The organism is Variovorax sp. VaC1 (assembly GCF_043658315.1).
Classification (GTDB): Bacteria; Pseudomonadota; Gammaproteobacteria; order Burkholderiales; family Burkholderiaceae_C; genus Variovorax.
In genome coordinates this window covers 416,960-442,258 of record NZ_JBIGLT010000004.1, presented here as the reverse complement: position 1 = coordinate 442,258, position 25,299 = coordinate 416,960, and the positions used below count along the sequence as shown (strand labels likewise).

The following is a 25,299-nucleotide window of genomic DNA, read 5'->3' as shown; positions in this document are numbered from 1 at the left end:
TCGGGAATTCTAGGGTTCCCGAACCCCCATACATGATTGCTCTGATCGTCATCAGTTTCTTCGTCGCCGCCTTTGCGGTTCAGCTGTTCATGCGCCGCGCGCGCAGGCATGCGCGACGCTATGGCACCGACATGCCCCAACGCTTCCACAAGGGCCACGTGCCGCGCCTGGGCGGTGCGGGCATCCTGCTGGGCATGGGCGTTGCGTGGTTGGCGGCCGGCATCACGGGCACCGACCCGTTCAACGTGTCGTGGCCGGTCCAGACCTCGATGCTCACCCTGCTGTGCATTGCACCGGCGGTGCTGGGCGGCATCCTCGAAGACGTGACGCAGCGCGTGAAGGTGCGCTATCGGCTCGGCCTGACCATCGGTTCGGCGCTGCTGGTGTGCTGGCTGTTGGGGCTGGGCGTTGCGCGCACCGGCTTCGAGACGGTCGACGGCTGGCTGGCGATGGTGCCGTATGCCACCGTGCTGTTCGCGGCATTGGCCATCGGTGGCCTGCCGCATGCCTTCAACATCATCGACGGCTACAACGGCCTGGCCGGCACGGTGGCTGTGCTGGTCTGTCTGGCGATCTCGCACGTGGCGCTGCAGGTGGGCGACCGGCAACTGGCGGCCATGGTGGTCTGCCTGGTGGGCGCCACCTTCGGCTTCCTGGTCTGGAACTACCCGCGCGGCAAGATCTTTGCCGGCGACGGCGGCGCCTACGTCTGGGGCATGGTGATCGCCGTGGCCTGCGTGACGCTGGTGCAGCGGCACCGCGTGGTCTCGCCGTGGTTCCCGATGCTGCTGCTGATCTACCCGGTGTGGGAGACGCTGTTTTCCATCTACCGCAAGCTGGCGCGCGGCCAGTCGCCCGGCACGGCCGATGCGCTGCATTTCCACCAGCTGATCTTCCGCCGCATCGTGCGCGTGGCCTTCGCGGACGACGAGGCGCGCCAACTGCTTGCCCGCAACAACCGCACCTCGCCCTACCTCTGGATGTTCGCCGCCCTGTCGGTCGTGCCGGCCGTGCTGTTCTGGAACAACACCCTGGTGCTGATGTTCTTCTGCCTGTTGTTCGTCACGACCTATGTGGGGGCGTACCTCATGATCGTGCGCTTCAAGGTGCCGCGCTGGCTGCGGCCGTGACCGCATCTTTGCGAGAATTTCCCCTCCTTTCGTCCACCGCTTTGGAGCCTGACCGCCCATGACCGACCCCGTCCTCAACATCCCCCCGCGCGACAAGGCCGAGATCCTGGCCCAGGCGCTGCCGTACATCCGCAAGTTCCACGGCAAGACCATCGTCATCAAGTACGGCGGCAACGCCATGACCGACCCGGCCCTGCAGGCCGACTTCGCCGAAGACGTGGTGCTGCTCAAGCTGGTCGGCATGAACCCGGTGGTGGTGCACGGCGGCGGCCCGCAGATCGAGGCGGCGCTGAACAAGCTGGGCAAGAAGGGCAGCTTCATCCAGGGCATGCGCGTGACCGACGCCGAGACCATGGAAGTTGTCGAATGGGTGCTGGCCGGCGAGGTGCAGCAGGACATCGTGGGCCTGATCAACCAGGCCGGCGGCAAGGCCGTGGGCCTGACCGGACGCGACGGCGGCCTGATCCGCGCGCAGAAGCTCAAGCTGGCCGACCGCACCGATCCCAACGTGCAGCACGACGTGGGGCAGGTGGGCGACATCGTTTCCATCGACCCCAGCGTGGTCAAGGCGCTGCAGGACGACGCCTTCATCCCCGTGGTCAGCCCGATCGGCTTCGGCGAAGACAACGAGAGCTACAACATCAACGCCGATGTCGTCGCCGGCAAGCTTGCCACCGTGCTCAAGGCCGAGAAGCTCATGCTGCTGACCAACACGCCCGGCGTGCTCGACAAGAACGGCAACCTGCTCACCAACCTGAGCGCGCGCGAAATCGACGACCTGTTCGCCGACGGCACGATCTCGGGCGGCATGCTGCCCAAGATCGAAGGCGCGCTCGATGCCGCCAAGAGCGGCGTCAACGCGGTGCACATCATCGACGGCCGGGTGCCGCACGCGATGCTGCTCGAGATCCTGACAGACCAGGCTTACGGCACGATGATCCGCGCCCGCTGAGCCGCGAGGCGCGTGCTTACTGCGCTGTGCGAGAATCAATTGATTACATCTTTGCACGCGCTCCCATGCAGAACGAAGAGACAGCGGCTCCCGGCGTAGACACCCAGGCGGAAACGCCCAGCACCCCGACGCGCAAGCGTCCGAAGCCGGGCGAGCGGCGCGTGCAGATCCTGCAGGCGCTGGCCGCCATGCTCGAGCAACCCGGCGCCGAGCGGGTCACCACTGCGGCCCTGGCGGCGCGGCTCGAAGTGAGCGAGGCCGCGCTTTACCGCCACTTCGCCAGCAAGGCCCAGATGTTCGAGGGCCTGATCGATTTCATCGAGCAGAGCGTCTTCACGCTGGTCAACCAGATCCTTGAGCGCGAAGGCGCCACCGGCGCCCAGCAGGCCGCCAAGATCCTCACCTTGCTGGTTCAGTTCGCCGAGCGCAACCCGGGCATGACGCGCGTCATGGTCGGCGATGCGCTCGTGTACGAAAACGAACGCCTGCAGCAGCGCATGAACCAGTTCTTCGACAAGATCGAAGCCACGCTGCGCCAGGTGCTGCGCGGGGCCGCTGCCGCCGACGGCTCGGCCACGCCGTCGGTCGATGCGCAGGTGCGCGCCGCGGCGCTCACGGCCTTCGTGGTCGGGCAGCTGCAGCGCTTTGCGCGCTCGGGTTTCCGTCGCGCGCCGTCCGAACACCTCGAAGCCACGATCGCGCTGATCGTCTGAAGCAGGGCTAGGCCACCCGGCCCGCCTGTCGCGGCCGCAGGTCTATCAATGCGATAGCTGAATCTGATGCCATGTCGGCATGTTCATTGACAAAATCGATGACGCCCGACAACTTCATCAGAGGACAGCATCCATGACAGACACCCGCAAGCTCACCACCGAAAACGGCGCGCCCGTCGAGAACAACCAGCAGTCGCAGACGGCCGGCGTCAACGGTCCGGTGCTGATGCAGGACCACAACCTCATCGAGAAACTCGCGCGCTTCGACCGCGAGCGCATTCCGGAACGCGTGGTGCATGCCCGCGGTTCGGGCGCCTTCGGTACCTTCGAGCTCACGGCCGACGTGTCGAAATGGACCAAGGCCAGATTCCTCGGCCAGGTCGGCAAGAAGACCGAAGTGCTGGCCCGTTTCTCGACCGTGGCGCTCGAGCTCGGCTCGGCCGACACCGTGCGCGACCCACGCGGCTTTGCGCTCAAGTTCTATACCGAAGACGGCAACTACGACCTCGTCGGCAACAACACGCCGATCTTCTTCATCCGCGACCCGCTGAAATTTCCCGACTTCATCCACTCGCAAAAACGCGACCCCTACAGCCACGTGCAGGAGCCCAACAACGCCTGGGACTTCTTCTCGCATTCGCCCGAGGCCACGCACCAGTTCACCTGGCTCTTCGGTGACCGCGGCATTCCGAAGAGCTACCGCCACATGGACGGCTTCGGCTCGCACACCTTCCAGTGGGTGAATGCCAAGGGCGAGGCCTTCTGGGTCAAGTACCACTTCAAGACCAACCAGGGCATCGAGACCTTCGTGGCCGAAGAGGCGCAGCGCGTGGGCGGCGAAAACCCGAACCACCACCACCTCGACCTGCTGCATTCCATCGAGCGTGGCGAGTTCCCGACCTGGAAGGTGCAGGTGCAGGTGATGCCGGTGGCCGAAGCGCAGACCTACCGCTTCAATCCCTTCGACCTGACCAAGGTGTGGTCGCACAAGGACTACCCGAAGATCGACATCGGCGTGCTGACGCTCAACCGCAACCCAGACAACTACTTCGCCGAGATCGAGCAGGCCGCCTTCAACCCGGCCAACTTCGTGCCCGGCATCGGCCCTTCGCCCGACAAGATGCTGCAGGGGCGCCTCTTCAGCTACGGCGACACGCAGCGCTATCGCCTGGGCATCAACCACACGCAACTGCCGGTGAACCGCCCGCACGCCACTACCGCGCAGAACTACGGCCGCGACGGCGCGATGCGCGGCGATGGCAACGGCGGCCGCGGCCCGAACTACGAACCCAACAGCTTCAGCGACGCGCCCAAGCAGACCAACGAGCCGTTGTACGCGCCACTCGAAATCCACGGCTGGACCGGCAGCCACCAATGGCAGAAGCACGAGGCCGACACCGACTTCGTGCAGGCCGGCGACCTGTACCGTCTGATGGACGAAGCGGCGAAAGAGCGCCTGGTGCAAAGCATCGCCGGTGGCCTTGGCGCGGTCACGCGGCAGGACATCATCGACCGCTCGGTGAGCTACTTCCGCCAGGCCGATGCCGACTACGGCGCGCGGCTCGACAAGGCCATCAAGGCCGTGCAGGCGAAGATCAAGGGCAGCGACGTGAGCGTGCAGGTCGGCAAGCCCGCGCACGACAGCAGCAAGAGCTGATTCACGCCGGCGACAGACAGGGTACCCACGTACCGGGCGGCGACCTCGACTTGATCCGATGCCACGCGTAGGATCGATTCCCCCTTGCCGCCCGGTCGCGGCGACAAGTCCGTGTTCATGTGGCTTCTTGAATGGAGGTTCGTATGAGCTACCACCTGGAAGGTCGCCTGCTCGAGGTATGCAACTGCAACGTTCTTTGTCCTTGCTGGATTGGCGAGGATGCTGACAACGGCACCTGCGACACCATCGTCGCGTGGCGCATCGACAAGGGGACGATCGACGACGTCGATGTCAGCGGCAACACCATCGCGGCCGTGGCGCACGTGCCCGGAAACATCCTCGAAGGCAACTGGACGGCGGCGATCTTCGTCGACGACCAGGCCTCCGAGGCGCAGAAAGATGCGCTGCTCAAGGTCTACACCGGGCAGGCCGGCGGCCCTATCGCCGACCTGGCGCAACTCATCGGCAAGGTCGTGTCGGTCGAGAGGGCGCCGATCCGCTTCACGGTGAACGACGGCAAGGGCGAACTGGAGATCGGCAAGGACTACTACGCCGCACTCGAGCCCTACCGCGGCGCGACCGGTGGCCTGACCGTTCTTTCCGACACCGTGTTCTCGACGGTTCCGGGCGCCCCGGTGTTTGTTGGCAAGGCGCCGACCTATCGATCGAAGAATGCCGCACTCGGCATCGACCTAGACATCAAGAACCACAACGCCCTGCAGAGCACGTTCGTCTTCGACGCATGACCCCAACAGCCGGCTTGCCGCTGCGCAAGGTCTTCCGCCATCGGCATGTGTTCCTGCCGGTTCTTGCAGCACTCATCGCACTCGCGTGGATGGTGTTGTGGGCCTGGACGCGCAGTCCTTACGGACGCTATCTCGAACACACCGACTGGACCGCCTCGGGGCCGGCCGCGGCCCTGTGCCAGGCTGTTCCCGCTGGCGGCGTGGTCGTGCCCATGGTGCTCTACGCCGTGGCGTGGATCCTCATGACTGCGGCCATGATGCTGCCGACCACGCTGCCGCTGTTCAATGCCTTCGACCGGTTGACCAGCGGGCGTCCCGACCATGGGCGCCTGCTGATGCTGCTGGGGCTGGGCTACATGGCGGTCTGGGGCGCATTCGGGCTGCTGGCGCATGCGCTTCATGGCGGGGTGCTGGCCCTGCTCGCCAGCGCGCCGACGTTGGCCTGGCATGGCTGGGTGATCGGCGCCGCGACCTTCGCGCTGGCCGGTGCTTTCCAGTTCAGCCGTCTCAAGCACCGATGTCTCGAGAAGTGCCGCACACCATTGAGCTTCGTCATCGAGCACTGGCGTGGGAAGGCGCAAGCCCGCCATGCGTTCGCGCTGGGCGCGCACCATGGCCTGTTCTGTGTCGGCTGCTGCTGGGCGCTGATGCTGCTGATGTTCGTGCTCGGCACCGGCAGCCTCGGGTGGATGCTTCTGCTCGCTGCCGCCATGGCGATCGAAAAGAACGTTCCGTGGGGCCGCGGTCTCAGTGCGCCGCTCGGGTTCGCGCTGCTCGGCTGGGCCGCTTTCGTGGTGGCTACGCATGTCTGAAGCGCACGACGGCCGATCCACCCTGCAAGCCGCCGCCCTTACCGCGGCGGCCATGCTCGCGTTCGCGGCCAATTCCCTGTTGTGCAGGCTCGCGCTGCAGCACGGTGGGATCGATCCGGCCAGCTTCGGCAGCATCCGGCTGGTTTCCGGCGCGATCACGCTGGCCCTCGTCGTGCGGTTCCGGGCGCAGCCGCCGCCATCGACCGGCCGCACCGATTGGCTTCCCGCCGTCATGCTGTTCGCCTATGTTGCATTCTTTTCTTTTGCCTACCTCAGCCTGTCCGCGGGCACGGGCGCGCTGATCCTGTTCGGCGCCGTGCAGCTCACGATGCTTGGCGCGGGCCTGGGCTCCGGCGAGCGCTTCGGCCCTGTTGCATGGCTCGGCTTCGTTCTGGCGGCAGGGGGGCTCGTCTATCTGGTGTCGCCCGGCATTGCCGCGCCGCCGCTCCTTGGCGCCGTACTGATGGCCATCGCGGGCGTGGCGTGGGGCGTGTACTCGTTGCGCGGCCGGGGCGTGGCCGACCCGCTGGCCGCCACGGGCCGCAACTTCATGCGGGCCGTGCCGCTGGCCATGGCGCTGAGCCTTGCTTTCCTGGCCCGCGCCGACGTTGACGCTACCGGTGCAGCGCTTGCCGTGGCCTCAGGGGCCTTGACCTCGGGCCTCGGCTATGTCGTCTGGTATGCGGCACTGGCCCGCCTGTCGGCCATGCAGGCGGCGACCGTGCAGCTGTCGGTGCCGCTCCTGGCGGCGTTCGGCGGTGTACTGCTCTTGTCGGAGGCGATCACGCCGCGGCTGGCTGCCGCCTCGGTGGCAATCCTGGGCGGCATTGCGCTCGTGCTGAGTCAGAAGTCGCGCAACGCGCGCCGCTAGGCGCGAATGCTTTATGCGTCGGCCGCGACCGCCACGCCCACTTTCGCGCCCGCCGCGACGATCTCACCCCACGTCGCATCGTCGACCCAGATGCCGTCGCGCTGGCGCGTGGCGCGCGCCTTGCGCTCGGGCTCGCCGGCAATCTGCACGTCGTCGAAGCCTTGCCCCGCGGGGCTCTGGCGCAGCCAGTCGATGAAGGCATGCGCCTCGCTGTCGAAGCTGGCCTGCGTGCCCAGCCGCTGCGGATCGATCAGCACCGTCAGCATGCCGTTGAGGATGGTGCGCGAGGTGTCCGCCGGCCGGTGCCAGGTGCCGCCGCCGGTGAGCGCGCCGCCGAGCAGTTCGCACACCACGGCCATGCCATAGCCCTTGTGCTCGCCGAAGGTCATGAGCGCGCCGAAGAGGCCGTTGCCTTGCGGCACCACGACCACGCCGGGGTCGTTGGTGGGCGCGCCCTTCTCGTCGATCAGGTAGCCATCGGGCACGCGCTCGCCCTTGTTGTGGGCCACGCGCATCTTGCCCTGCGCCACGCGGCTGGTGGCGTAGTCGAGCACGAAGGGCTCGGCGCCCGCCAGCGGGATGCCGATGCAACACGGGTTGGTGCCGAAGCGTCCGTCGCCACCGCCCCAGGGCGCCACCACCGGCCGCGACAGCACATTCACGAAGTGCATCGACACCAGCCCCTGCGCGGTCGCCATCTCGGCGAAGTGCCCGATGCGCCCCAGGTGGTGCGCATTCGCGAGCGTGAAGATGCAGCTGCCGTGCTGCTTCGCGCGCGCAATGCCGAGTTCCATCGCCTGCACGCCGACGACCTGTCCATAGCCGTGCTGGCCGTCGAGGCCCATCATCGTGCCGATGTCCAGGTTGACCCGCACGCCGGTGTTCGGCTTCAGCCCGCCTTCGGCCACCGCATCGACGTAGCGCGGCAGCATGCCCACGCCGTGCGAGTCATGGCCGCTCAGGTTGGCCAGCACCAGGTTGGCGGCAACCTGCTGTGCCTCGGCAGGGTGGCTGCCCGCGGCTTCGAGGATGCGGGTGACGGTGGCTTGCAAGCCGTCGGCCGGCAGTGTGTGAGGCATGAGTCAGACTCCCTTCGCGTTCAGTGTGATGGCGTACAGCGACGTCGTCGCGCAGATGAAAAGCCGGTTGCGCTTGGGCCCGCCGAAGCAGACATTGGCCACGCGTTCGGGCAGCAGGATCTTTCCGAGCAGCGTGCCGTCGGGGTGGTAGGCGTGCACGCCGTCGGCGGCGCTGGTCCAGATGCGGCCTTCGGTGTCCAGGCGGAAGCCGTCGAACAGGCCGTTGGTGCATTCGGCGAACACCTCGCCGCCGCTCAAGCTGCGGCCGTCGGCGCCGACCTTGAAGCGGCGGATGTGCCGTGGCCCGTCCGCCGCATGGCTCGCGCCCGTGTCGGCGATGTAGAGCAGCGATTCGTCGGGCGAGAACGCCAGCCCGTTGGGCTTGACGAAGTCGTCGGTCATGCGCGCGACCTCGCCGCTGGCCGGGTCGATGCGATAGACGTGGCAGGCGCCGATCTCGCTGTCGGCGCGCAGGCCCTCGTAGTCCGAGAGGATGCCGTAGCTCGGGTCGGTGAACCACACGCCGCCGTCCGAATGCACCACCACGTCGTTGGGTGAATTCAGGCGCTTGCCCTGCCAGTGCGCGGCCAGCACGGTGATCGAGCCGTCGTGCTCGGTGCGCGTCACGCGGCGCGTCAGGTGCTCGCAGCTCACGAGGCGGCCTTCGCGGTCGACCGTGTGGCCGTTCGCGTTGTTGGCCGGCTCGCGGAAGATGCCGACCGTGCCATTGACCTCGTCGTAGCGCAGCATGCGGTTGTTTGGAATGTCCGACCACACCAGGGTGCGGTGCGCGGCAAACCACGCCGGGCCTTCGCACCAGCGCGCGCCGGTCCACAGGCGCTGCACGCGCTCGGGGCCGGGAATGCAGGGCTTGAAGCGAGGGTCCAGGTGCTCGAAGCCGGTGCCGTCCAGAAAACCGAAGGGGAGGGTGGCCATGCCGTTCCTTGTCGTCGATGGGTTCGCGTCAGTTCACATCACCGCGCCGACCTGCCAGGGCACGAACTCGTTCTGCCCGTAGCCGTGCTGCTCGCTCTTGGAGTGCGCGCCGGACGCCGTGGCGAGCACCATCTCGAAGATGCGCTGGCCCATCTCCTGGATGGAGGCCGTGCCGTCGACGATCTCGCCGCAGTTGATGTCCATGTCTTCTTCCTGCCGCTGCCACAGCGCCGAGTTGGTCGCGAGCTTGAGCGAAGGCGAGGGCGCGCAGCCGTAAGCCGAGCCACGCCCGGTGGTGAAGCAGATGAGGTTGGCGCCGCCGGCCACCTGGCCCGTGGCGCTCACCGGGTCGTAGCCCGGCGTGTCCATGTAGACGAAGCCATGCGCCGTCACGGGCTCGGCGTATTCGTACACCGCTTCGAGGTTGCTGGTGCCGCCTTTCGCGACCGCGCCCAGCGATTTTTCGAGGATGGTGGTGAGCCCGCCCGCCTTGTTGCCGGGCGAGGGGTTGTTGTTCATCTCGCCTTCGTTGATGGCGGTGTAGTGCTCCCACCACTTGATGCGGTCCACCAGCTTCTGGCCGACCTCGCGCTTGACCGCGCGGCGCGTCAGCAGGTGCTCGGCGCCGTACACCTCGGGCGTTTCGCTCAGGATGGCCGTGCCGCCATGCGCTACCAGCAGGTCGACTGCCGCGCCCAGTGCCGGGTTGGCGCTGATGCCCGAGTAACCGTCGGAGCCGCCGCATTGCAGCCCGATGGTGATGTGCGCTGCGCTGCAGGGCTCGCGCTTGACCGCGTTGGCGCGCGGCAGCATCTCGTTGATGAGCGCCACGCCCTTCTCGACCGTCTTGCGCGTGCCGCCCGTGTCCTGGATGTTGAAGGTGCGGAAGTTCTCGCCCTCTGCCAGGTGGCCGGTCGCGAGCCAGGCATTGATCTGGTTGGCCTCGCAGCCGAGCCCGACCACCAGCACGCCCGCGAAGTTCGGGTGCGTGGCGTAACCCGTGAGCGTGCGCTCCAGGATCTGCATGCCCATGCCCTGCGTGTCCATGCCGCAGCCGGTGCCGTGCGTGAGCGCGATCACGCCATCGACGTTCGGGAACGCCGCGAGCGCCTGCGGGTTGGTCTTGCGCGAGAAGTGGTCGGCAATCGCGCGTGCGGCCGTGGCCGAGCAGTTCACGCTGGTCAGCACGCCGATGTAGTTGCGCGTGGCCACGCGGCCATCGGCGCGCTTGATGCCCATGAAGGTGGCTTCGCGTTTCGTGGGCGCGGGCTTCACGTCGGCGCCGAAGGCGTAGTCGCGGTCGAAGTCGCCCTTGTCGGGGCCCATGTCGAGGTTCTGCGTGTGCACGTGCTCGCCGGCGGCGATGGGCTTGCTCGCGAAACCGATGATCTGGTTGTAGCGGCGCACCGGCTCGCCCTGCGCGATGGCGCGCATCGCGATCTTGTGGCCCGGCGGGATCAGGCCGCGCACGGCGACGTTCTCGACAGTGGTGCCGCCGAGCAGCTGGGCGCGCGCGATGACGACGTCATCGGCGGGGTGGAGTCTGATGTAGGGAGTCATGGTGGGAATCTGCTGGCTATCTGCTGGCGTGTTTTTTCAGGAGGCTTTGGTGCGGCGCCAGCTTGCGCTGAATCGCTGGTGGAACTTGTCCATGTGCTGGTGCATGGCCTCGCGCGCCGCCGCGGGGTCGCGCGCGGCGATGGCGGCGAGGATGGCCTCGTGCTCGCCGATGGCCGCCTGCCACGAGTCCATGGTCTCGAAGTAATCGATCATCCGGGCGAAGATCGGGCCCTGCCGCGACTCCCAGAAGGCCTGCACGGTTTCGGTCAGCACCACGTTGCCGCAGGCGTTGACGATGGCCAGGTGAAAGGCTCGGTCGCCCTCGTGCGGCACCTCGTTGCGCGCGGCCAGCTCCCGCATCATCTGGATCGCGCGGCGCATGGCGTCCACGTCCTTGCGCTTGCCGTGCTGCGCGGCGGTGGCGGCGGTCTCGCCTTCCACCATGCGGCGCGCCCGGATGATCTCGAGCGGACCCCACTCGGCACCGCTCGCGGGCGTGCTGGTGCGGTGCGAACGATCGAGCACGTACACGCCCGAGCCGGTGCGGATCTCGACCCAGCCTTCCACCTCCAGCGCGATCAGCGCCTCGCGCACCGATGGCCGGCTCACGCCCAGCTGCTTGGCGAGGTCGCGCTCGGCGGGAATGCGCGCGCCGACATCGAACTCGCCCTTGCCGATGAGGCCCCGGAGCTGGTCGGCGATCTGGCGATAAAGGCGCTGGGGTTCTACGGTCTGGAGCGGCACGAGGTCGAAGGGGTTAAGGGTTGTCCTGAATTGGACAAGTGGTAAGGCCAATTCAGAATACGATACACCGCCCGCGCCACCCATTGGGCCAAACCCGAATTCGCCGGCCGCCAGGCCCGTTCGCATGCAGGAGACACGATGAGACTGAAGGGAAAAACCGCGCTGGTCACCGCCGCCGGTCAGGGCATCGGCCATGCCAGCGTGCTGGCCCTTGCGGCCGAAGGCGCGCGCGTCTGGGCCACCGACGTCAACGAGAAGCTGCTCGAACGCTATGCGGGCGTGGCCAACGTCACGGCGCTCAAGCTCGACGTGCTCGACAAGGCCGCCATCGGCGCGCTGGTGGCGCAGTTGCCCACGCTCGACGTGCTCTTCAACTGCGCGGGCGTGGTGCACAACGGCACCATCGAGCAGGCCAGCGACGACGACCTGATGTTCGCCTTCAGTCTCAACGTGCGCGCCCAGATGTGGACCATCCAGGCCGTGCTGCCCGGCATGCTGGCGGCCGGGCGCGGCAGCATCATCAACATGGCGAGTGTGTGCTCCAGCATGAAGGGGCTGCCCAACCGCTTTGTCTACGGCACCACCAAGGCGGCGGTGCTCGGGCTCACCAAGAGCGTGGCCGCCGACTATGTGACGAAGGGCATCCGCTGCAATGCGGTGTGCCCGGGCACGGTCGATACGCCCTCGCTGGGTGATCGCATCAACGCGAACGCCGACCCCGAGGAAGCCCGCAAGGCCTTCATCGCACGCCAGCCGATGGGCCGGCTTGCACAGGCCGAAGAGATCGCGCCGGTCGTGGTGTTCCTCGCCAGCGACGAATCGATCTTCGCGACCGGCCAGTACTTCACCGTCGACGGCGGAATCACCATATGAACCAGCTCGACTTCGCGGGCCGCCATGCGGTCGTCACCGGTGGCGCCACGGGCCTGGGCTTTGGCATCGCGCAGCGGCTGGTGGCCTCGGGCGGCAGCGTCACGCTGTGGGACCGCGACGAAGCCGCCGCCAATCAGGCCGCGCAATCGCTCGGCGACAAGGCCTTCGCGTTGAAGGTCGACGTGTCGCAGCAGCCCTCGGTTGCCAAGGCCGTGGCCGCCACGCTGGCGCATGCGTCGCGCATCGATGCGCTGGTCAACAGCGCCGGCATCACCGGCCCGAACGCCAAGCTGTGGGACTACCCGGTGGACGACTGGCGCCAGGTGATGGACGTCAACATCAACGGCGTGTTCCTGTGCTGCCGCGAGGTGGTCGCGCAGATGCGCAAGCAGGGCTACGGCCGCATCGTCAACATCGCCTCCGTTGCAGGCAAAGACGGCAACCCCAACGCCAGCGCCTACAGCGCCAGCAAGGCGGCCGTCATCGGCATCACCAAGTCGCTCGGCAAGGAACTGGCCGACACCGGCATCCGCGTGAACTGCGTGACGCCCGCGGCGGTGAAGACGGCCATCTTCGATCAGATGACGCCCGAGCACATTGCCTTCATGCTCTCGAAGATTCCGATGGGCCGCTTCGGCACGGCGGAAGAGGTGGCCGCGATGGTCGGCTGGCTCTGCACCGAAGACTGCTCCTTCTCCACCGGCGCCGTGTTCGATCTCTCGGGTGGCCGCTCCACCTACTGATAGTCCAATCCAATCCAATTCAATGCACTGAAAGGAAAGCATGAAACTCGTCCGCTATGGCAATCCCGGCAAGGAAAAGCCCGGCCTCATCGATGACAACGGCCAGCTGCGCGACCTGAGCGCGGTCATCAAGGACATCGGCCCCGATCAGCTCGGCGACGCTGCCCTTGCCAAGCTGCGCAAATCGAAGGTCGACAAGCTGCCGTTGGTCAAGGGCAAGCCGCGCTTCGGCAGCCCCGTGGCCAACGTCGGCAAGTTCATCGCCATCGGCCTGAACTACGCGGACCACGCGGCCGAGTCTGGCCTGCCGGTGCCCAAGGAGCCTGTGGTGTTCACCAAGGCCACGAGCTGCATCCAGGGTCCGAACGATCCGGTGATGCTGCCCAAGGGCTCGGTCAAGACCGACTGGGAAGTCGAGCTCGGCGTGGTCATCGGCACGCGCGCACGCTACGTGTCGCAAAAGAGCGCACTCGACTACGTGGCCGGCTACTGCACCATCAACGACATCAGCGAGCGCGAATACCAGATCGAGCGCGGCGGCACATGGGACAAGGGCAAGGGTTGCGACACCTTCGGCCCGCTCGGCCCCTGGCTGGTGACGCGCGACGAAGTGCCCAACCCGCAGAAGCTCGCGATGTGGCTCGACCTGAACGGCAAGCGCGTGCAGACCGGCAGCACCAAGACCATGATCTTCAGCGTGGCCAAGATCGTCAGCTACGTGAGCCAGTTCATGACGCTGATGCCGGGCGACGTCATCACCACCGGCACGCCACCCGGCGTCGGCATGGGCATGAAGCCGCCGTTGTTCCTGAAGAAGGGCGACGTGATGACGCTGGGCATCGAAGGCCTGGGCGAGCAGCGCCAGGAAGTGGTTCCCTTCAAGCTCTGACCGGCGCGCGATGATGGCGCGGCGTCCTTCGGCATGAAGGGCGCCGCGACCCTCCAGAAGAATTTCAATAACAGTGGTGGGGACAAATCGATGAAGAAATTTTTCGCGGCGCTCCTGCTGGGCGCCGGGTTGATCGCGGGTGCGCCCGCGCAGACACAGCAGCCCGTCGTCCTCAAATGGGCGCACGGCTACGAGACCAGCGAGCCTTTCCATACGCAGGCCCAGGCGATGGCGCAGAAGATCAAGACGGCCACCGCAGGCCGCGTCGAGATCGAGCTCTATCCGGCCAGCGCGCTCGGTGGCGAGGCCGACTACAGCAAGAAGCTGGCGGCGGGCGAGATCGACATGGCCTACATCGGCCTCAACGTGCTGGCGCGCGACTATGCGCCGCTGGGCGTGGTGGGCTTTCCCTTCCTGTTCTCCGACCCCGATCACGTGCGGCGCTTTCTCGTCAGCCCGGTGTTCGACGAGCTGCGCAAGGGCTATGAGGCGCAAAGCCGCAACCACCTGATGGCGGCCATCTACTACGGCGCGCGCCATGTCACCTCGAACAAACCGATCACCTCGCCCAAGGACATGCTGGGCCTGAAGCTGCGCGTGCCCGATGCGCCCACCTACAAGCTCTTTGCCAAGAGCATGGGCGCCACCGCCACGCCGATGCCGTTCGCCAAGGTGTACGACGCGCTCAAGAGCGGCGAGATCGATGCGCAGGAAAACCCGTTGCCCACGATCCTGGCCAAGAAGTTCTACGAGGTGCAAAAGAGCGTGACGCTCACCGGCCACATGTACGACATGCTCGGCATCGTGATCTCGCCCGCTGCCTTGCAGCGCATGAACGCGGGCGACCGGACCATCGTGAACGACATCATCCGCAAGGACGCCGTGTGGGCCAGCGTGCAGATCATCGCGCGCGAACTCGTGGCCGAAGGCAAGCTCGGCGAGACCGGCATCAAGGTGATCCGCCCCGACCGCCAAGCCTTCGTCGAGGCGGCACTGAAGGCGGTGTCGCCGGCCGATCTGCAGGCGCGGCCCGGCGACTACGAGAAGATCCGCGACCTCGTGAAGGCCGGCGCGCACTGACGCCCTGAAACACACGCGGCCCCGCCTGTCTGCGATCATCCCTCGCATGCAGGCCCCTTCGCCCCATCGCAGCCATGTCTTCGCCTCTCCCTGGGGCGGCGTGTATGGCACGTCGATCGACAGCGCGCTGCATTACGGTCGGCACTGGCATGCGACCTACGGCCTGGGCCTGCTGGAGCACGGCGCCCAGCGCTCGGCCAGCGGACGCGGCAAGGTCGACGCCTATGCCGGCGACCTGATCACGACCAACCCGGGCGAGGTGCATGACGGCCAGCCGCTGGGCGGCCCCTCGCGCCGCTGGCGCATGGTGTACCTGGACCCGGTCGTCATCGCCGGCATGAAGGGCGATGTGGACGACGGCATCGACGTGGAACTCACGCGGCCCGTGATCCGCGATGCGCGGCTCGGCGACACGCTGCGGCGCCTCTTCACCCGCCTCGACGACTGGCACGCCGCACCCGTGCTGAACAGCGTGGAGTCGCTGGCCTGCGAAGAATCGCTGGTCGAGGTCTGCGGCCTGCTACTCGATGGCCATGCCACCGCCTCAGCCGGCAGCGAAGCGGCGGCCGATATGCGGCAGGTGCGCGAACGGCTGGCTGACGACCTGTTCAGTCCGCCCACGCTGGCCGACATGGCGGTGATGACCGGCCTGAGCAAATACCAGTTGCTGCGCCGCTTCGAGAAAAGCTATGGCGTGCCGCCCCATGCATGGCTCGTGCTGCAGCGCGCCGAGCGGGCACGCAAGCTGATCCGCCAGGGCACGAGCCTTGCGCATGCTGCCACCGACAGCGGCTTTGCCGACCAGAGCCACATGACGCGCATCTTCGCGCGCCAGTTCGGCTTCACGCCCGGCGCGTGGCAGCGGGCGCAGCGCCCGCAGTAGCCGCCACAGCGCATTCAGCCCAGCACGCGGACCAGCTCGTCATACACCAGCCGCACGCGCGCAGGCACCGGCGCACGCTGCGCGCGATAGACATAGATCGGCCACGGCTCCGGCGCATCGGCTTCCAGCACCGGTACCAGCGCACCCGACGGCAACCATGGCTCGACCAGCGGCGCAATGAGCTGGCCGAAGCCCAGCCCGGCGAGCACGGCGGCGCATTCGGCGTCGTAGTCGTCGGTGATGAAGGCGGGCGAAGTCACAGGCACCTGCCGCGACTTGCTGAAGACCCAGGGCCAGGGCCGTCGCGACTTGCGGTTGATCAGCGAAGTGAGCGGCATCGTCGCCAGCGCATCGAGGTTCTTCGGCACGCCCGTGCGCGCGATGAGCTCCGGCGCGCCCACCACGTGCAGCGCCATCTTGCCCACCGGCCGTGCCACGAAGCGCGAATCGCGCAGCGGGCCCACGCGCACGCCGATGTCGATCTGCTGGCCGACCACGTCGGTGTGCTCTTCGGCCACGCGCAGGTCCAGCGTGAGGCCGGGGTGCGCGGCCAGCATCGGCGCCAGCGCCTGCGGAATGAAGCGCCGCCCGAAGATGCCCGGGGCCGTGACCCGCACCGTGCCCGCATGCTGCGACAGCGCGCGCCGGTCGGTGCGGTGAAAAAGATCGTCGACGCCGACCACCGCCACCCGCGCGCGTTCCGCCAGTTGCAGCCCGAAGTCCGTGAGCTGCACGCCGCGCGTGCTGCGGTGAAACAGCGGCTCGCCTAGCTCTTCTTCCAGCTCGCGCACCGCGCGCGTCACGACCTGGGGCGACACCGACAGCCTGGCGGCCGCTTCGCGGAAGTTGGCGGCATCGGCGGCGGCGCAGAACACGCGCAGGGCTTCGAGGCGGTTGGACATGGTGGCGACTTTCTCAAGAGTGCGAGTGTTCCTGAATGGCGAATTCTGAAGTCGTCAGAGTTTCATTTACGGGAACGCGTGGATTTTCCACACTGCATGCACTTCTTCAACACATCGCCAAAGGAAATCCCATGACATCCGTTCAAGACAACATCAAGGGCAAGGTCGCCATCGTCACCGGCGCGAGCAGCGGCCTCGGCGAATCGACCGCACGCCACCTGGCCGCACGCGGTGCGAAGGTGGTGCTGGCAGCGCGCCGCACCGACCGGCTCGACAAGGTCGTCGCCGAGATCCGCGAGGCTGGTGGCGAGGCCATTGCCGTGGCCACCGACGTCGCGAAGCGCGCCGACCTCGAGAAACTCGCCGCAGCCACCGTCGAGGCCTTCGGCCGCATCGACGTGCTGGTCAACAACGCGGGCGTGATGCCGCTGTCGCCCATCGACAAGCTCAAGGTCGACGAGTGGGACCGCACCATCGACGTCAACATCAAGGGCGTGCTCTATGGCATCGCCGCGGTGCTGCCGCGCATGCAGGCGCAAGGCAGCGGGCACATCGTCAATGTGGCGTCGATTGCCGGGCTGAAGGTGTTCACGCCCATCGGCACGGTCTACAGCGCGACCAAGCACGCGGTGCGCGCCATCTCCGAAGGGCTGCGCGTGGAAGTGGGCAACAGCGGCGTGCGCGTGACCATCGTTTCTCCCGGCGCGGTCGATTCGGAGCTGAAGTTCGGCAGCAGCGATGCCGAGAGCGCGGCCGGCGTGAAGGCCTTCTATGACGCCAACCAGATTCCGGCCGACTCGGTGGCGCGTGCCATCGTCTACGCGGTCGAGCAGCCGGCGAACGTGGACATCAACGAAGTGGTGCTGCGACCGGTGTCGCAGGAGTTCTGATCGGAACAGGGCCGGCGACGGCCCGGAAGCAAGAGCGCCTGCACCTCGCGTGCACGGCGCTCGCTTCACATTTGCTTCAAATTAACCTTCTATAACTGAAGGACTTTGGCAGCCAAAAGTGCAAAGCCCCTGCAAAATAGAACGACCGTTCGTTTTTGTCTGGGAATTCCACGATGACCGCCACAGCCGTTTCCGCCAAGCCAGCCCGGGCTGCCCAGAAGGGCCAGCAGACCAAGGCCGTGATCGTCGACGCCGCACTGGCGTTGGCCGCACAGATCGGGCTCGAAGGCCTGTCGATCGGCGCGGTGGCCGAAATCACCAAGATGAGCAAGTCGGGCGTCTTCGCCCACTTCGGCTCGCGCGAGGAACTGCAGATCTCGGTGGTGCGCGAGTATCACGCACGCTTCGAGCAAGAAGTGTTCTTTCCCGCGCTCAAGGCGCCGCGCGGCCTGCCGCGGCTGCGCGCCATGTTCGCCAACTGGATGAAGCGCACCTCGACCGAAATCGACTCGGGCTGCATCTACATCAGCGGCGCTTCCGAATTCGATGACCGCCCCGGCCCCGTGCGCGACGCGCTGGTCGAGTCGGTCAGCATCTGGCAGGCGGCCGTGCTGCGCGCCATCGTGCAGTCGCAGACCGAGGGCCACCTGCGCGCCGACGCCGACGAGCGCCAGGTCGCGTTCGAGATCCACGGCCTGATCCTCGCGCTGCACTACGAGGCGCGCTTCCTGCAGGTGCCCGGCTCCATCGGCCGCGCCAACACCGGCTTCGACAACATCCTTGCGCGCAGCGCCACGCCCGACGCCCCGAAGGCCGAGGCCGCTGCACCTGCCGCCCGCCGACTCAAGCCCGTGCGCTGAGCGGGCGGGCCGCCCCCTTTCGTTTTTTCCTTTCTTCCCTTTATCTAGCTTCGACCAGGAGAGTTCCGGATGCCTACCTACAACCCACCCGTGCGTGACATGCAGTTCGTGCTGCACGAAGTGCTCAACGTCACCGAGGAACTCAAGGCGCTGCCGGCCCATGCCGAGACCGATGCCGACACCATCAACGCGGTGATCGAAGAGGCCGGCAAGTTCGCCGCCGAAGTGACCTTTCCGCTGAACATCAGCGGCGACGAAGAAGGCTGCGTGCTCGACAAGGCCACGCACGAGGTCAAGACGCCCAAGGGCTTCAAGGACGCCTACGCCAAGTACGTCGAAGGCGGCTGGCCCGCGCTGTCGTGCGACCCGGCCTTCGGCGGCCAGGGCCTGCCCTTCGTGGTCAACCAGTGCCTGTTCGAAATGCTCAACAGCGCCAACCAGGCCTGGACCATGTACCCCGGCCTTTCGCACGGCGCGTACGAAGCACTGGCCGCCCACGGCACCGAAGAACAGAAGAAGACCTACCTGCCCAAGCTCACGAGCGGCGAATGGACCGGCACCATGTGCCTGACCGAGCCGCACTGCGGCACCGACCTGGGCCTGCTGCGCACCAAGGCCGAACCGCAGGCCGACGGCACCTACCGCATCACCGGCAACAAGATCTTCATCTCGGCCGGCGAGCACGACATGACGGACAACATCATTCACCTGGTGCTGGCCCGCCTGCCCGATGCGCCCAAGGGCAGCAAGGGCATCAGCCTGTTCGTGGTGCCGAAGTTCCACGTCAAGGCCGACGGCTCGCTCGGCGGCCGCAACCCGATCTTCTGTGCCGGCCTCGAGCACAAGATGGGCATCCACGGCAACGCCACCGCGCAGATCGTGATCGAAGGCGCCACCGGCACGATGGTGGGCGAGCCCAACAAGGGCCTGGCCGCGATGTTCGTGATGATGAACGCCGCACGCCTGGGCGTGGGCAACCAGTCGCTGGGCCTGACCGAAGTGGCCTACCAGAACGCACTGGCCTACGCCAAGGACCGCCTGCAGATGCGCTCGCTCTCGGGCGTGAAGGCCAAGGACAAGGAAGCCGACCCGATCATCGTGCACCCCGATGTGCGCAAGATGCTGCTCACCGCCAAGGCTTTTGCCGAAGGTGGCCGCGCGCTGCAGATCTTCTGCACGCTGCTGCTCGACAAGGAACACAACCACCCCGACGAGAAGGTGCGCAAGGACAGCGGCGAGCTGGTCGCGCTGCTCACGCCCATCGTCAAGGCCTTCATCACCGACAACGGCCACATCGCGACCAATTCGTGCATGCAGGTGTTCGGCGGCCACGGCTTCATCAAGGAATGGGGCATGGAGCAGTTCGTGCGCGACAACCGTATCAACATGATCTATGAAGGCACCAACACCATCCAGTCGCTGGACCTGCTGGGCCGCAAGATCCTGGGCAACAACGGCGCGTCGCTCAAGAAGTTCGGCAAGCTCGTGGGCAAGCTGGTCGAAGAAGAAGGCGTGAACGAGAAGATGGCCGAGTTCATCAACCCGATCGCGATGCTGGGCGACCAGCTCACCAAGTTCACCACCGAGATCGGCTTCAAGGGCTTCCAGAACCCCGACGAAGTGGGCGCCGCTGCGGTCGACTACCTGCGCGTGGCCGGCCACTTCGTGTTCGGCTACCTGTTCGCACGCATGGCGCAAGTGGCGCTGCGCGAGATCGCGGCCGGCAACAACGACCCGTTCTACGTGGCCAAACTGCAGACCGCGCGCTTCTACTTCGCCAAGCTGTTCCCCGAGACCCTGACGCTGATGCGCACCGCCCGCGCGGGCAGCAAGGTGTTGATGGACACCGACGCAGCACTGGCCTGAAGCCCCTAACGTCCTTCTTTCCATCTTCTTTCGGAGCCGAACATGAAAGCCACCTGCGTTGCAGCCATCGTTTTCGCCGCCACCTCCGTCGTTGCCGTTTCGGCCATGGCCCAGAGCACCCCGGTGGGGCTGTGGCGCAACGTCGACGACAAGACCGGCGAGGTCAAGGCCGAGATCCGCATCGGCGAGACCAACGGTGCGCTGCTCGGGCGCATCGAGAAGTCGTTGAAGAAGGACGCCAAGCCCGATGCGGTCTGCGATGAATGCAGCGACGACCGCAAGGGCAAGCCCATGCTGGGCCTGGACATCATCCGCGGCGGCAAGAAGGCCGAAGGCAAGGACGTCTGGGAAGGCGGAAAGATCCTCGACCCCGAGAACGGCAAGGAATACCGCGCGAGCTTCACGCCCATCGATGGCGGCAAGAAGCTCGAAGTGCGCGGCTACCTTGGCCCGTTCTGGCGTACCCAAACCTGGAACCGTGTGCAGTAAGCAAGCCTGCGCGCAACCAATCCAAGAAATACCAAGCAACATGTCCCGATTTCAAGTGAAGAAGGTCGCCGTGCTCGGCGCCGGCGTGATGGGCGCGCAGATTGCGGCCCACCTCGTCAACGTGCGCGTGCCCGTCGTGCTGTTCGACCTGGCCGCCAAAGAAGGCCCGAAGAACGGCATCGTCACGCGCGCCATCGACAACCTCAAGAAGCTCAAGCCCGCACCCCTGGGCGACGTGGCCGACGCTGGCCTGATCGAACAGGCCAACTACGAAGACGACCTCGCCAAGCTCGGTGAGTGCGACCTCATCATCGAAGCCATTGCCGAGCGCATGGACTGGAAGCTCGATCTGTACAAGAAGATCGCGCCGCACGTGGCCAAGCATTCGATCCTGGCCTCGAACACCTCGGGCCTGTCGATCACCAAACTGAGCGAAGCGCTGCCCGAAGCACTGAAGCCGCGCTTTTGCGGCATTCACTTCTTCAACCCGCCGCGCTACATGTTCCTGGTGGAGCTGATCAACACGCCCACCACGCAGCCGCAGGTGCTCGACGACCTCGAGGCCTTCGTCACCAGCACGCTCGGCAAGGGCGTGGTGCGCGCGCACGACACGCCTAACTTCATCGCCAATCGCGTCGGCATCGCCGGCATGCTGGCGACGCTGAAGGAAGTCGAGAAGTTCGGCTTGACGCCCGACGTGGTGGACGACCTCACCGGCAAGAAGCTGGGCCGCGCCAGCTCGGGCACTTTCCGCACCGCCGACGTGGTGGGCCTGGACACCATGGCCCACGTCGTGAAGACGCTGCAGGACAACCTGAACGCCGAGACCGATCCGTTCTACGCCAACTTCGCGACGCCGCCCGTGCTCGCCAAGCTGCTCGAACTCGGCAACCTGGGCCAGAAGACCAAGGCCGGCTTCTTCAAGAAGGTCGGCCGCGACATCCTGCGCTTCGACCTGAAGAGCGGCGACTACGTGCCCGCCGGTGCCAAGGCCGACGAGGTGTACGGCCGCATGCTGAAGAAGCCCGCGGGCGAACGCCTGAAGCTGCTGCGCGAAAGCGAAGGACCGCAGGGCCAGCTCCTCTGGGCGATCCTGCGCGACGGTTTCCATTACGCCGCCGTGCACCTGGCCGACATCGCCGAAAGCGCGCGCGACATCGACTTCGCGATGCGCTGGGGCTTCGGCATGAAGCAGGGCCCGTTCGAGCTGTGGCAAGAGGCCGGCTGGGCACAGGTCGCCAAGTGGATTCAGGAAGACATCAACGCCGGCAAGGCGCTGAGCACCGCGCCGCTGCCCAAGTGGGTGTTCGAAGGCCCGGTGGCGCAAGCGGGTGGCGTGCACACGCCCGAGGGCTCGTGGAGCGCCTCGCAGAACAAGTTCGTGCCGCAGCGCAGGCTGCCGGTGCACGACCGCCAGCTCTTCCCCGAGAGCGTGCTCGGCGCGAATGCTGCCGATGCCAACAAGGCCGGCACCACGATCAGCGACGAAGGCGATGTGCGCGTGTGGACGCTCGACGGTGAGGTGCTCATCGCGAGCATCCACTCGAAGATGCACGCCATCAGCCCTGACGTGGCCGAGGCACTCGGTGCGGCGGTCGACTTGGCCGAAGCCGAATACAAGGGCCTGGTGATCTGGTCGCCCGACGAGATGTTCTCGGTCGGCGCCGACCTGCAGGCGATGCTGCCGGCCTTCGTGGTCGCGGGCATCGGCGCGGTCGAAGGCGCGGAAGAAGAGCTGCAGAACGTGATGCTCAAGATCCGCTACGCCAGAGTGCCGGTGGTGTCGGCCGTGCGCGGCCTGGCACTGGGCGGTGGCTGCGAACTGGCCGTGTACTCGGCCAAGCGCGTGGCTGCGATGGAAAGCTACATCGGCCTGGTCGAAGTGGGCGTGGGCCTGATCCCCGGCGCGGGCGGCCTGACGTACATCGCGCGTCGCGCGGCCGAGAACGCATCGGCCTCGACGGGCACCGACCTGCTGCCGTTCCTCACCGAAGGCTTCACCGCCGCGGCGATGGCGAAGGTCGGCACCGGCGCGCTCGATTCGAAGAAGCTGGGCTACCTGCTCGACAGCGATGTGATCGTGCCGAACAAGGACGAGCTGCTGTACGTGGCGCTGCAGCAGGCGAAGGCGATGGCCGACGCGGGCTACCGCGCACCGCTGCGCCGCACCTTCCGCGTGGCCGGCCGCAGCGGCGCCGCGACGATCAAGGGCCAGCTCGTGAACATGCGCGACGGCGGCTTCATCAGCGCGCACGACTTCCACATCGCGAGCCTGATCGCGAACGTGGTGACCGGCGGCGATGTGGATGCCGGTTCGCTCGTGACCGAGGAATACCTGATGACGCTGGAACGCAAGGCGTTCTGCTCGCTCATCGTGCACCCCAAGACGCAGGAACGCATCATGGGGATGCTCAGCACCGGCAAGCCAGTGCGCAACTAAGGACAGATTTCATGAGCAAGCAAGTACAAGACGCCTACATCGTCTCCGCCACCCGCACGCCCATCGGCAAGTCGCACCGCGGCTACTTCCGCAACTACCGCCCCGATGACCTGCTCGCGACCACGCTGAAAGCAGCACTCGCTGCAGTCCCCGGCCTCGACCCCAAGGCCATCGAAGACATCATCTGCGGCTGCGCGATTCCCGAATCGCAGCAAGGCCTGAACGTCGCCCGCATCGGCGCCGTGCTCGCCGGCCTGCCCACCAGCATCGGCGGCATCACCGTCAACCGCTTCTGCGCATCGGGCCTGTCTGCCGTGCAGATGGCCGCTGACCGCATCCGCGTCGGCGAGGCCGACGTGATGATCGCGGCCGGTGTCGAAAGCATGAGCATGGTGCCGATGATGGGCAACTCGCCCTCGCTGTCGCCCTCCATCTTCGAGCGCGAAGGCGACGTGGGCATTGCCTACGGCATGGGCCTCACGGCCGAGAAGGTCGCGCAGCAATGGAAGGTGAGCCGTCAAGCGCAAGATGAATTCGCGCTCGCCTCGCACCAGAAGGCTCTGGCCGCGCAGAAGGCCGGCAAGTTCGCCGACGAGATCACACCCATCGAAGTGACCGACCGCACGCCGAACCTGGAGACCGGCGAGTCGATCGCGAAGACGCGCACCGTCAACCTCGACGAAGGCGCGCGCCCCGACACCAGCATCGAAGGCCTGGCCAAGCTGCGCACCGTGTTCGCCGCGCGCGGCACCGTCACCGCCGGCAACAGCTCGCAGACCTCCGACGGCGCGGGCGCGCTGATCCTGGCGAGCGAGAAGGCGGTCAAGCAATACGGCCTCACGCCGCTCGCGCGCTTCGTGAGCTTCGCGAGCAAGGGCGTGCCGCCGCACATCATGGGCATCGGCCCCATCGAGGCGATTCCTGCGGCGCTGCGCTATGCGGGCCTGAAGCACGAAGACATCGACTGGTTCGAGCTCAACGAAGCCTTCGCCGCGCAATCGCTGGCGGTCATCAACACGCTGGGGCTCGATCCGTCGAAGGTCAACCCGATGGGTGGCGCAATCGCGCTGGGCCATCCGCTCGGCGCGACGGGTGCGATCCGTGCAGCTACCGTAGTGCACGCGCTGCGTCGCGAGAACCTGAAGTACGGCATGGTCACGATGTGCGTGGGCATGGGCCAGGGCGCAGCAGGCATCTTCGAACGCGTCTGACCGATCGGCAGCGCGCAAGGCACCGCAACGAGTGTCGGCACAACGAAGGAGACAACTTCATGCAGACGCAGCAACAGCTCCCGGTCGACGGTGGCGCACAGCAACTGGCGGTGCGCCGCTACGAGCCCACCACCGCGCCGCGCGCCAGCATCGTCATCGGTGGCGCGATGGGCGTGCGCCAGTCGTTCTACGAACCCTTCGCGCAATGGCTGGCACAGCAGCAGGGCCTGCGCGTCTGGACCTTCGACTACCGGGGCTCGGGAGACTCGCGCGGCAACGCGCCGTTGCGCGGCTTCGAGGCCGACCTGTTCGACTGGGCACGCGACTACGAAGCGGTGATCGACACCGCCAAGGCCGCGCTGCCCGATGAACCGCTCTACCTGCTGGGCCACAGCCTCGGCGCGCAGCTGCCGGGCTTTCTGCAACGCCCGGAACAGGTCGCGGGCCTCGTCAGCATCGCGGCCGGCAGCGGCTACTGGCGCGAGAACGCGCCGAAGCTCAAGCGCAGCATTCTTTACTTCTGGTTCGTGGTCGTGCCGCTTGCCACCAGGCTCTGGGGCTACTTCCCCGGCCGCAAGCTCAAGAAGATCGGCGACCTGCCGCGCGGCGTGATCCTGCAATGGCGGCGCTGGTGCCTCAACCCGCGCTACAGCGTCGGCGCCGAAGGTGCACTGGCCTTGCAGAGCTACGGCCGCGTGCGCTTTCCGGTGCTCGCGCTGTCGATGACCGACGATGAACTCATGACGCTCGCCGGCACCGAAAGCCTCGTGAGCTTCTATGCGGGCGCGCCGAGCGCGGTGGAGCGCATCGCGCCGGCCGACGTGCAGGCGCGGCGCATCGGCCACTTCGGCTTTTTTCGCGAACAGTTCAGCCAGAGCCTGTGGCCGAGCACGGTCGACAAGCTGCATCGGCTTGCATCGCTTACCGCGGTGCAGCACGCCAACGTCCCGCACACGACTGCGTGACGCGGGCC

Annotated in this window: 24 protein-coding genes; 19 read left to right on the top strand and 5 right to left on the bottom strand. The window is 66.7% G+C overall.

Annotated elements, in window-relative coordinates; all coding sequences use genetic code 11:
* The first annotated feature begins 32 nt into the window (after positions 1-32).
* The 7 genes from ACGLHS_RS18935 (at position 33) to ACGLHS_RS18905 (ending at position 6,881) form a co-directional block, all read left to right on the top strand.
* Positions 33-1,130 (top strand): glycosyltransferase, encoded by a 1,098-nt coding sequence (locus ACGLHS_RS18935; protein WP_093244073.1) that lies wholly within the window; start codon positions 33-35, stop codon positions 1,128-1,130.
* 58 nt (positions 1,131-1,188) lie between these two features.
* The gene (gene argB, locus ACGLHS_RS18930) at positions 1,189-2,082 is read left to right on the top strand and encodes an acetylglutamate kinase (protein WP_093244075.1); all 894 of its coding nucleotides are present in this window, start codon (positions 1,189-1,191) and stop codon (positions 2,080-2,082) included.
* A gap of 65 nt (positions 2,083-2,147) precedes the next feature.
* Entirely contained in the window at positions 2,148-2,795 is a 648-nt protein-coding gene (gene slmA, locus ACGLHS_RS18925) for a nucleoid occlusion factor SlmA (RefSeq protein WP_394482149.1), read from the top strand.
* A gap of 133 nt (positions 2,796-2,928) precedes the next feature.
* On the top strand, positions 2,929-4,452 hold the full coding sequence (locus tag ACGLHS_RS18920) for a catalase (protein WP_093244078.1): 1,524 nt from the start codon (positions 2,929-2,931) through the stop codon (positions 4,450-4,452).
* Positions 4,453-4,595: 143 nt separating this feature from the next.
* The gene (locus ACGLHS_RS18915) at positions 4,596-5,198 is read left to right on the top strand and encodes a DUF1326 domain-containing protein (RefSeq protein ID WP_093244079.1); all 603 of its coding nucleotides are present in this window, start codon (positions 4,596-4,598) and stop codon (positions 5,196-5,198) included.
* Positions 5,195-6,010: a DUF2182 domain-containing protein gene (locus ACGLHS_RS18910; protein ID WP_394482146.1), complete on the top strand. Its 816-nt coding sequence runs from the start codon at positions 5,195-5,197 to the stop codon at positions 6,008-6,010. Before ACGLHS_RS18915 ends, ACGLHS_RS18910 begins: the two co-directional genes overlap by 4 nt.
* Entirely contained in the window at positions 6,003-6,881 is an 879-nt protein-coding gene (locus ACGLHS_RS18905) for a DMT family transporter (RefSeq protein ID WP_394482144.1), read from the top strand. The genes ACGLHS_RS18910 and ACGLHS_RS18905 overlap by 8 nt, the downstream gene beginning before the upstream one ends.
* An 11-nt stretch (positions 6,882-6,892) precedes the next feature.
* Here ACGLHS_RS18905 and ACGLHS_RS18900 read toward each other — a convergent pair whose 3' ends face one another.
* The 4 genes from ACGLHS_RS18900 to ACGLHS_RS18885 are packed head-to-tail and all read right to left on the bottom strand — an operon-like array spanning position 6,893 to position 11,200.
* Entirely contained in the window at positions 6,893-7,960 is a 1,068-nt protein-coding gene (locus ACGLHS_RS18900) for a malate/lactate/ureidoglycolate dehydrogenase (protein ID WP_394482142.1), read from the bottom strand.
* 3 nt (positions 7,961-7,963) lie between these two features.
* Positions 7,964-8,896, bottom strand: coding sequence for an SMP-30/gluconolactonase/LRE family protein (locus tag ACGLHS_RS18895; protein ID WP_093244085.1), 933 nt, complete (start codon positions 8,894-8,896; stop codon positions 7,964-7,966).
* Between the two features lie 33 nt (positions 8,897-8,929).
* Positions 8,930-10,456 (bottom strand): UxaA family hydrolase, encoded by a 1,527-nt coding sequence (locus ACGLHS_RS18890; protein WP_093244087.1) that lies wholly within the window; start codon positions 10,454-10,456, stop codon positions 8,930-8,932.
* A 36-nt stretch (positions 10,457-10,492) separates the two neighbouring features.
* Complete coding sequence (locus tag ACGLHS_RS18885; RefSeq protein WP_093244088.1) at positions 10,493-11,200, bottom strand: FadR/GntR family transcriptional regulator; 708 nt, start codon at positions 11,198-11,200, stop codon at positions 10,493-10,495.
* A gap of 138 nt (positions 11,201-11,338) precedes the next feature.
* On the opposite strand from ACGLHS_RS18885, the gene ACGLHS_RS18880 reads away from it, so the two are divergent.
* From ACGLHS_RS18880 to ACGLHS_RS18860, 5 genes are all read left to right on the top strand, one after another.
* On the top strand, positions 11,339-12,073 hold the full coding sequence (locus tag ACGLHS_RS18880) for an SDR family oxidoreductase (RefSeq protein ID WP_394482139.1): 735 nt from the start codon (positions 11,339-11,341) through the stop codon (positions 12,071-12,073).
* Positions 12,070-12,816: an SDR family NAD(P)-dependent oxidoreductase gene (locus ACGLHS_RS18875; protein ID WP_394482137.1), complete on the top strand. Its 747-nt coding sequence runs from the start codon at positions 12,070-12,072 to the stop codon at positions 12,814-12,816. The genes ACGLHS_RS18880 and ACGLHS_RS18875 overlap by 4 nt, the downstream gene beginning before the upstream one ends.
* Positions 12,817-12,856: 40 nt before the next feature.
* Positions 12,857-13,705: a fumarylacetoacetate hydrolase family protein gene (locus ACGLHS_RS18870; protein ID WP_394482135.1), complete on the top strand. Its 849-nt coding sequence runs from the start codon at positions 12,857-12,859 to the stop codon at positions 13,703-13,705.
* A gap of 90 nt (positions 13,706-13,795) precedes the next feature.
* Positions 13,796-14,785 carry a TRAP transporter substrate-binding protein DctP gene (gene dctP / locus ACGLHS_RS18865; protein WP_394482133.1) on the top strand — a complete coding sequence of 330 codons (990 nt, stop codon included), beginning with the start codon at positions 13,796-13,798 and terminating at the stop codon, positions 14,783-14,785.
* Between the two features lie 46 nt (positions 14,786-14,831).
* A complete protein-coding gene (locus ACGLHS_RS18860) occupies positions 14,832-15,668 on the top strand; it encodes a helix-turn-helix domain-containing protein (protein ID WP_394482131.1) in 837 nt (278 codons plus the stop codon).
* 14 nt (positions 15,669-15,682) lie between these two features.
* Here ACGLHS_RS18860 and ACGLHS_RS18855 read toward each other — a convergent pair whose 3' ends face one another.
* Positions 15,683-16,570, bottom strand: coding sequence for a LysR substrate-binding domain-containing protein (locus tag ACGLHS_RS18855; RefSeq protein ID WP_394482129.1), 888 nt, complete (start codon positions 16,568-16,570; stop codon positions 15,683-15,685).
* A 131-nt stretch (positions 16,571-16,701) separates the two neighbouring features.
* Here ACGLHS_RS18855 and ACGLHS_RS18850 point away from each other — a divergent pair, with 131 nt between their 5' ends.
* The 7 genes from ACGLHS_RS18850 (at position 16,702) to ACGLHS_RS18820 (ending at position 25,291) form a co-directional block, all read left to right on the top strand.
* Positions 16,702-17,460 carry an SDR family oxidoreductase gene (locus ACGLHS_RS18850; protein WP_394482127.1) on the top strand — a complete coding sequence of 253 codons (759 nt, stop codon included), beginning with the start codon at positions 16,702-16,704 and terminating at the stop codon, positions 17,458-17,460.
* A gap of 173 nt (positions 17,461-17,633) precedes the next feature.
* On the top strand, positions 17,634-18,320 hold the full coding sequence (locus ACGLHS_RS18845) for a TetR/AcrR family transcriptional regulator (RefSeq protein ID WP_093244101.1): 687 nt from the start codon (positions 17,634-17,636) through the stop codon (positions 18,318-18,320).
* 69 nt (positions 18,321-18,389) lie between these two features.
* Entirely contained in the window at positions 18,390-20,186 is a 1,797-nt protein-coding gene (locus ACGLHS_RS18840) for an acyl-CoA dehydrogenase C-terminal domain-containing protein (protein ID WP_093244102.1), read from the top strand.
* A 42-nt stretch (positions 20,187-20,228) separates the two neighbouring features.
* Complete coding sequence (locus ACGLHS_RS18835; RefSeq protein WP_394482124.1) at positions 20,229-20,675, top strand: DUF2147 domain-containing protein; 447 nt, start codon at positions 20,229-20,231, stop codon at positions 20,673-20,675.
* Positions 20,676-20,715: 40 nt separating this feature from the next.
* Positions 20,716-23,115, top strand: a complete 2,400-nt coding sequence (locus tag ACGLHS_RS18830; protein ID WP_394482122.1) for a 3-hydroxyacyl-CoA dehydrogenase/enoyl-CoA hydratase family protein — start codon at positions 20,716-20,718, stop codon at positions 23,113-23,115.
* An 11-nt stretch (positions 23,116-23,126) separates the two neighbouring features.
* Positions 23,127-24,326 (top strand): acetyl-CoA C-acyltransferase, encoded by a 1,200-nt coding sequence (locus ACGLHS_RS18825; protein WP_394482120.1) that lies wholly within the window; start codon positions 23,127-23,129, stop codon positions 24,324-24,326.
* A 59-nt stretch (positions 24,327-24,385) separates the two neighbouring features.
* Positions 24,386-25,291, top strand: a complete 906-nt coding sequence (locus ACGLHS_RS18820) for an alpha/beta fold hydrolase (protein WP_394482118.1) — start codon at positions 24,386-24,388, stop codon at positions 25,289-25,291.
* Positions 25,292-25,299: the final 8 nt, after the last annotated feature.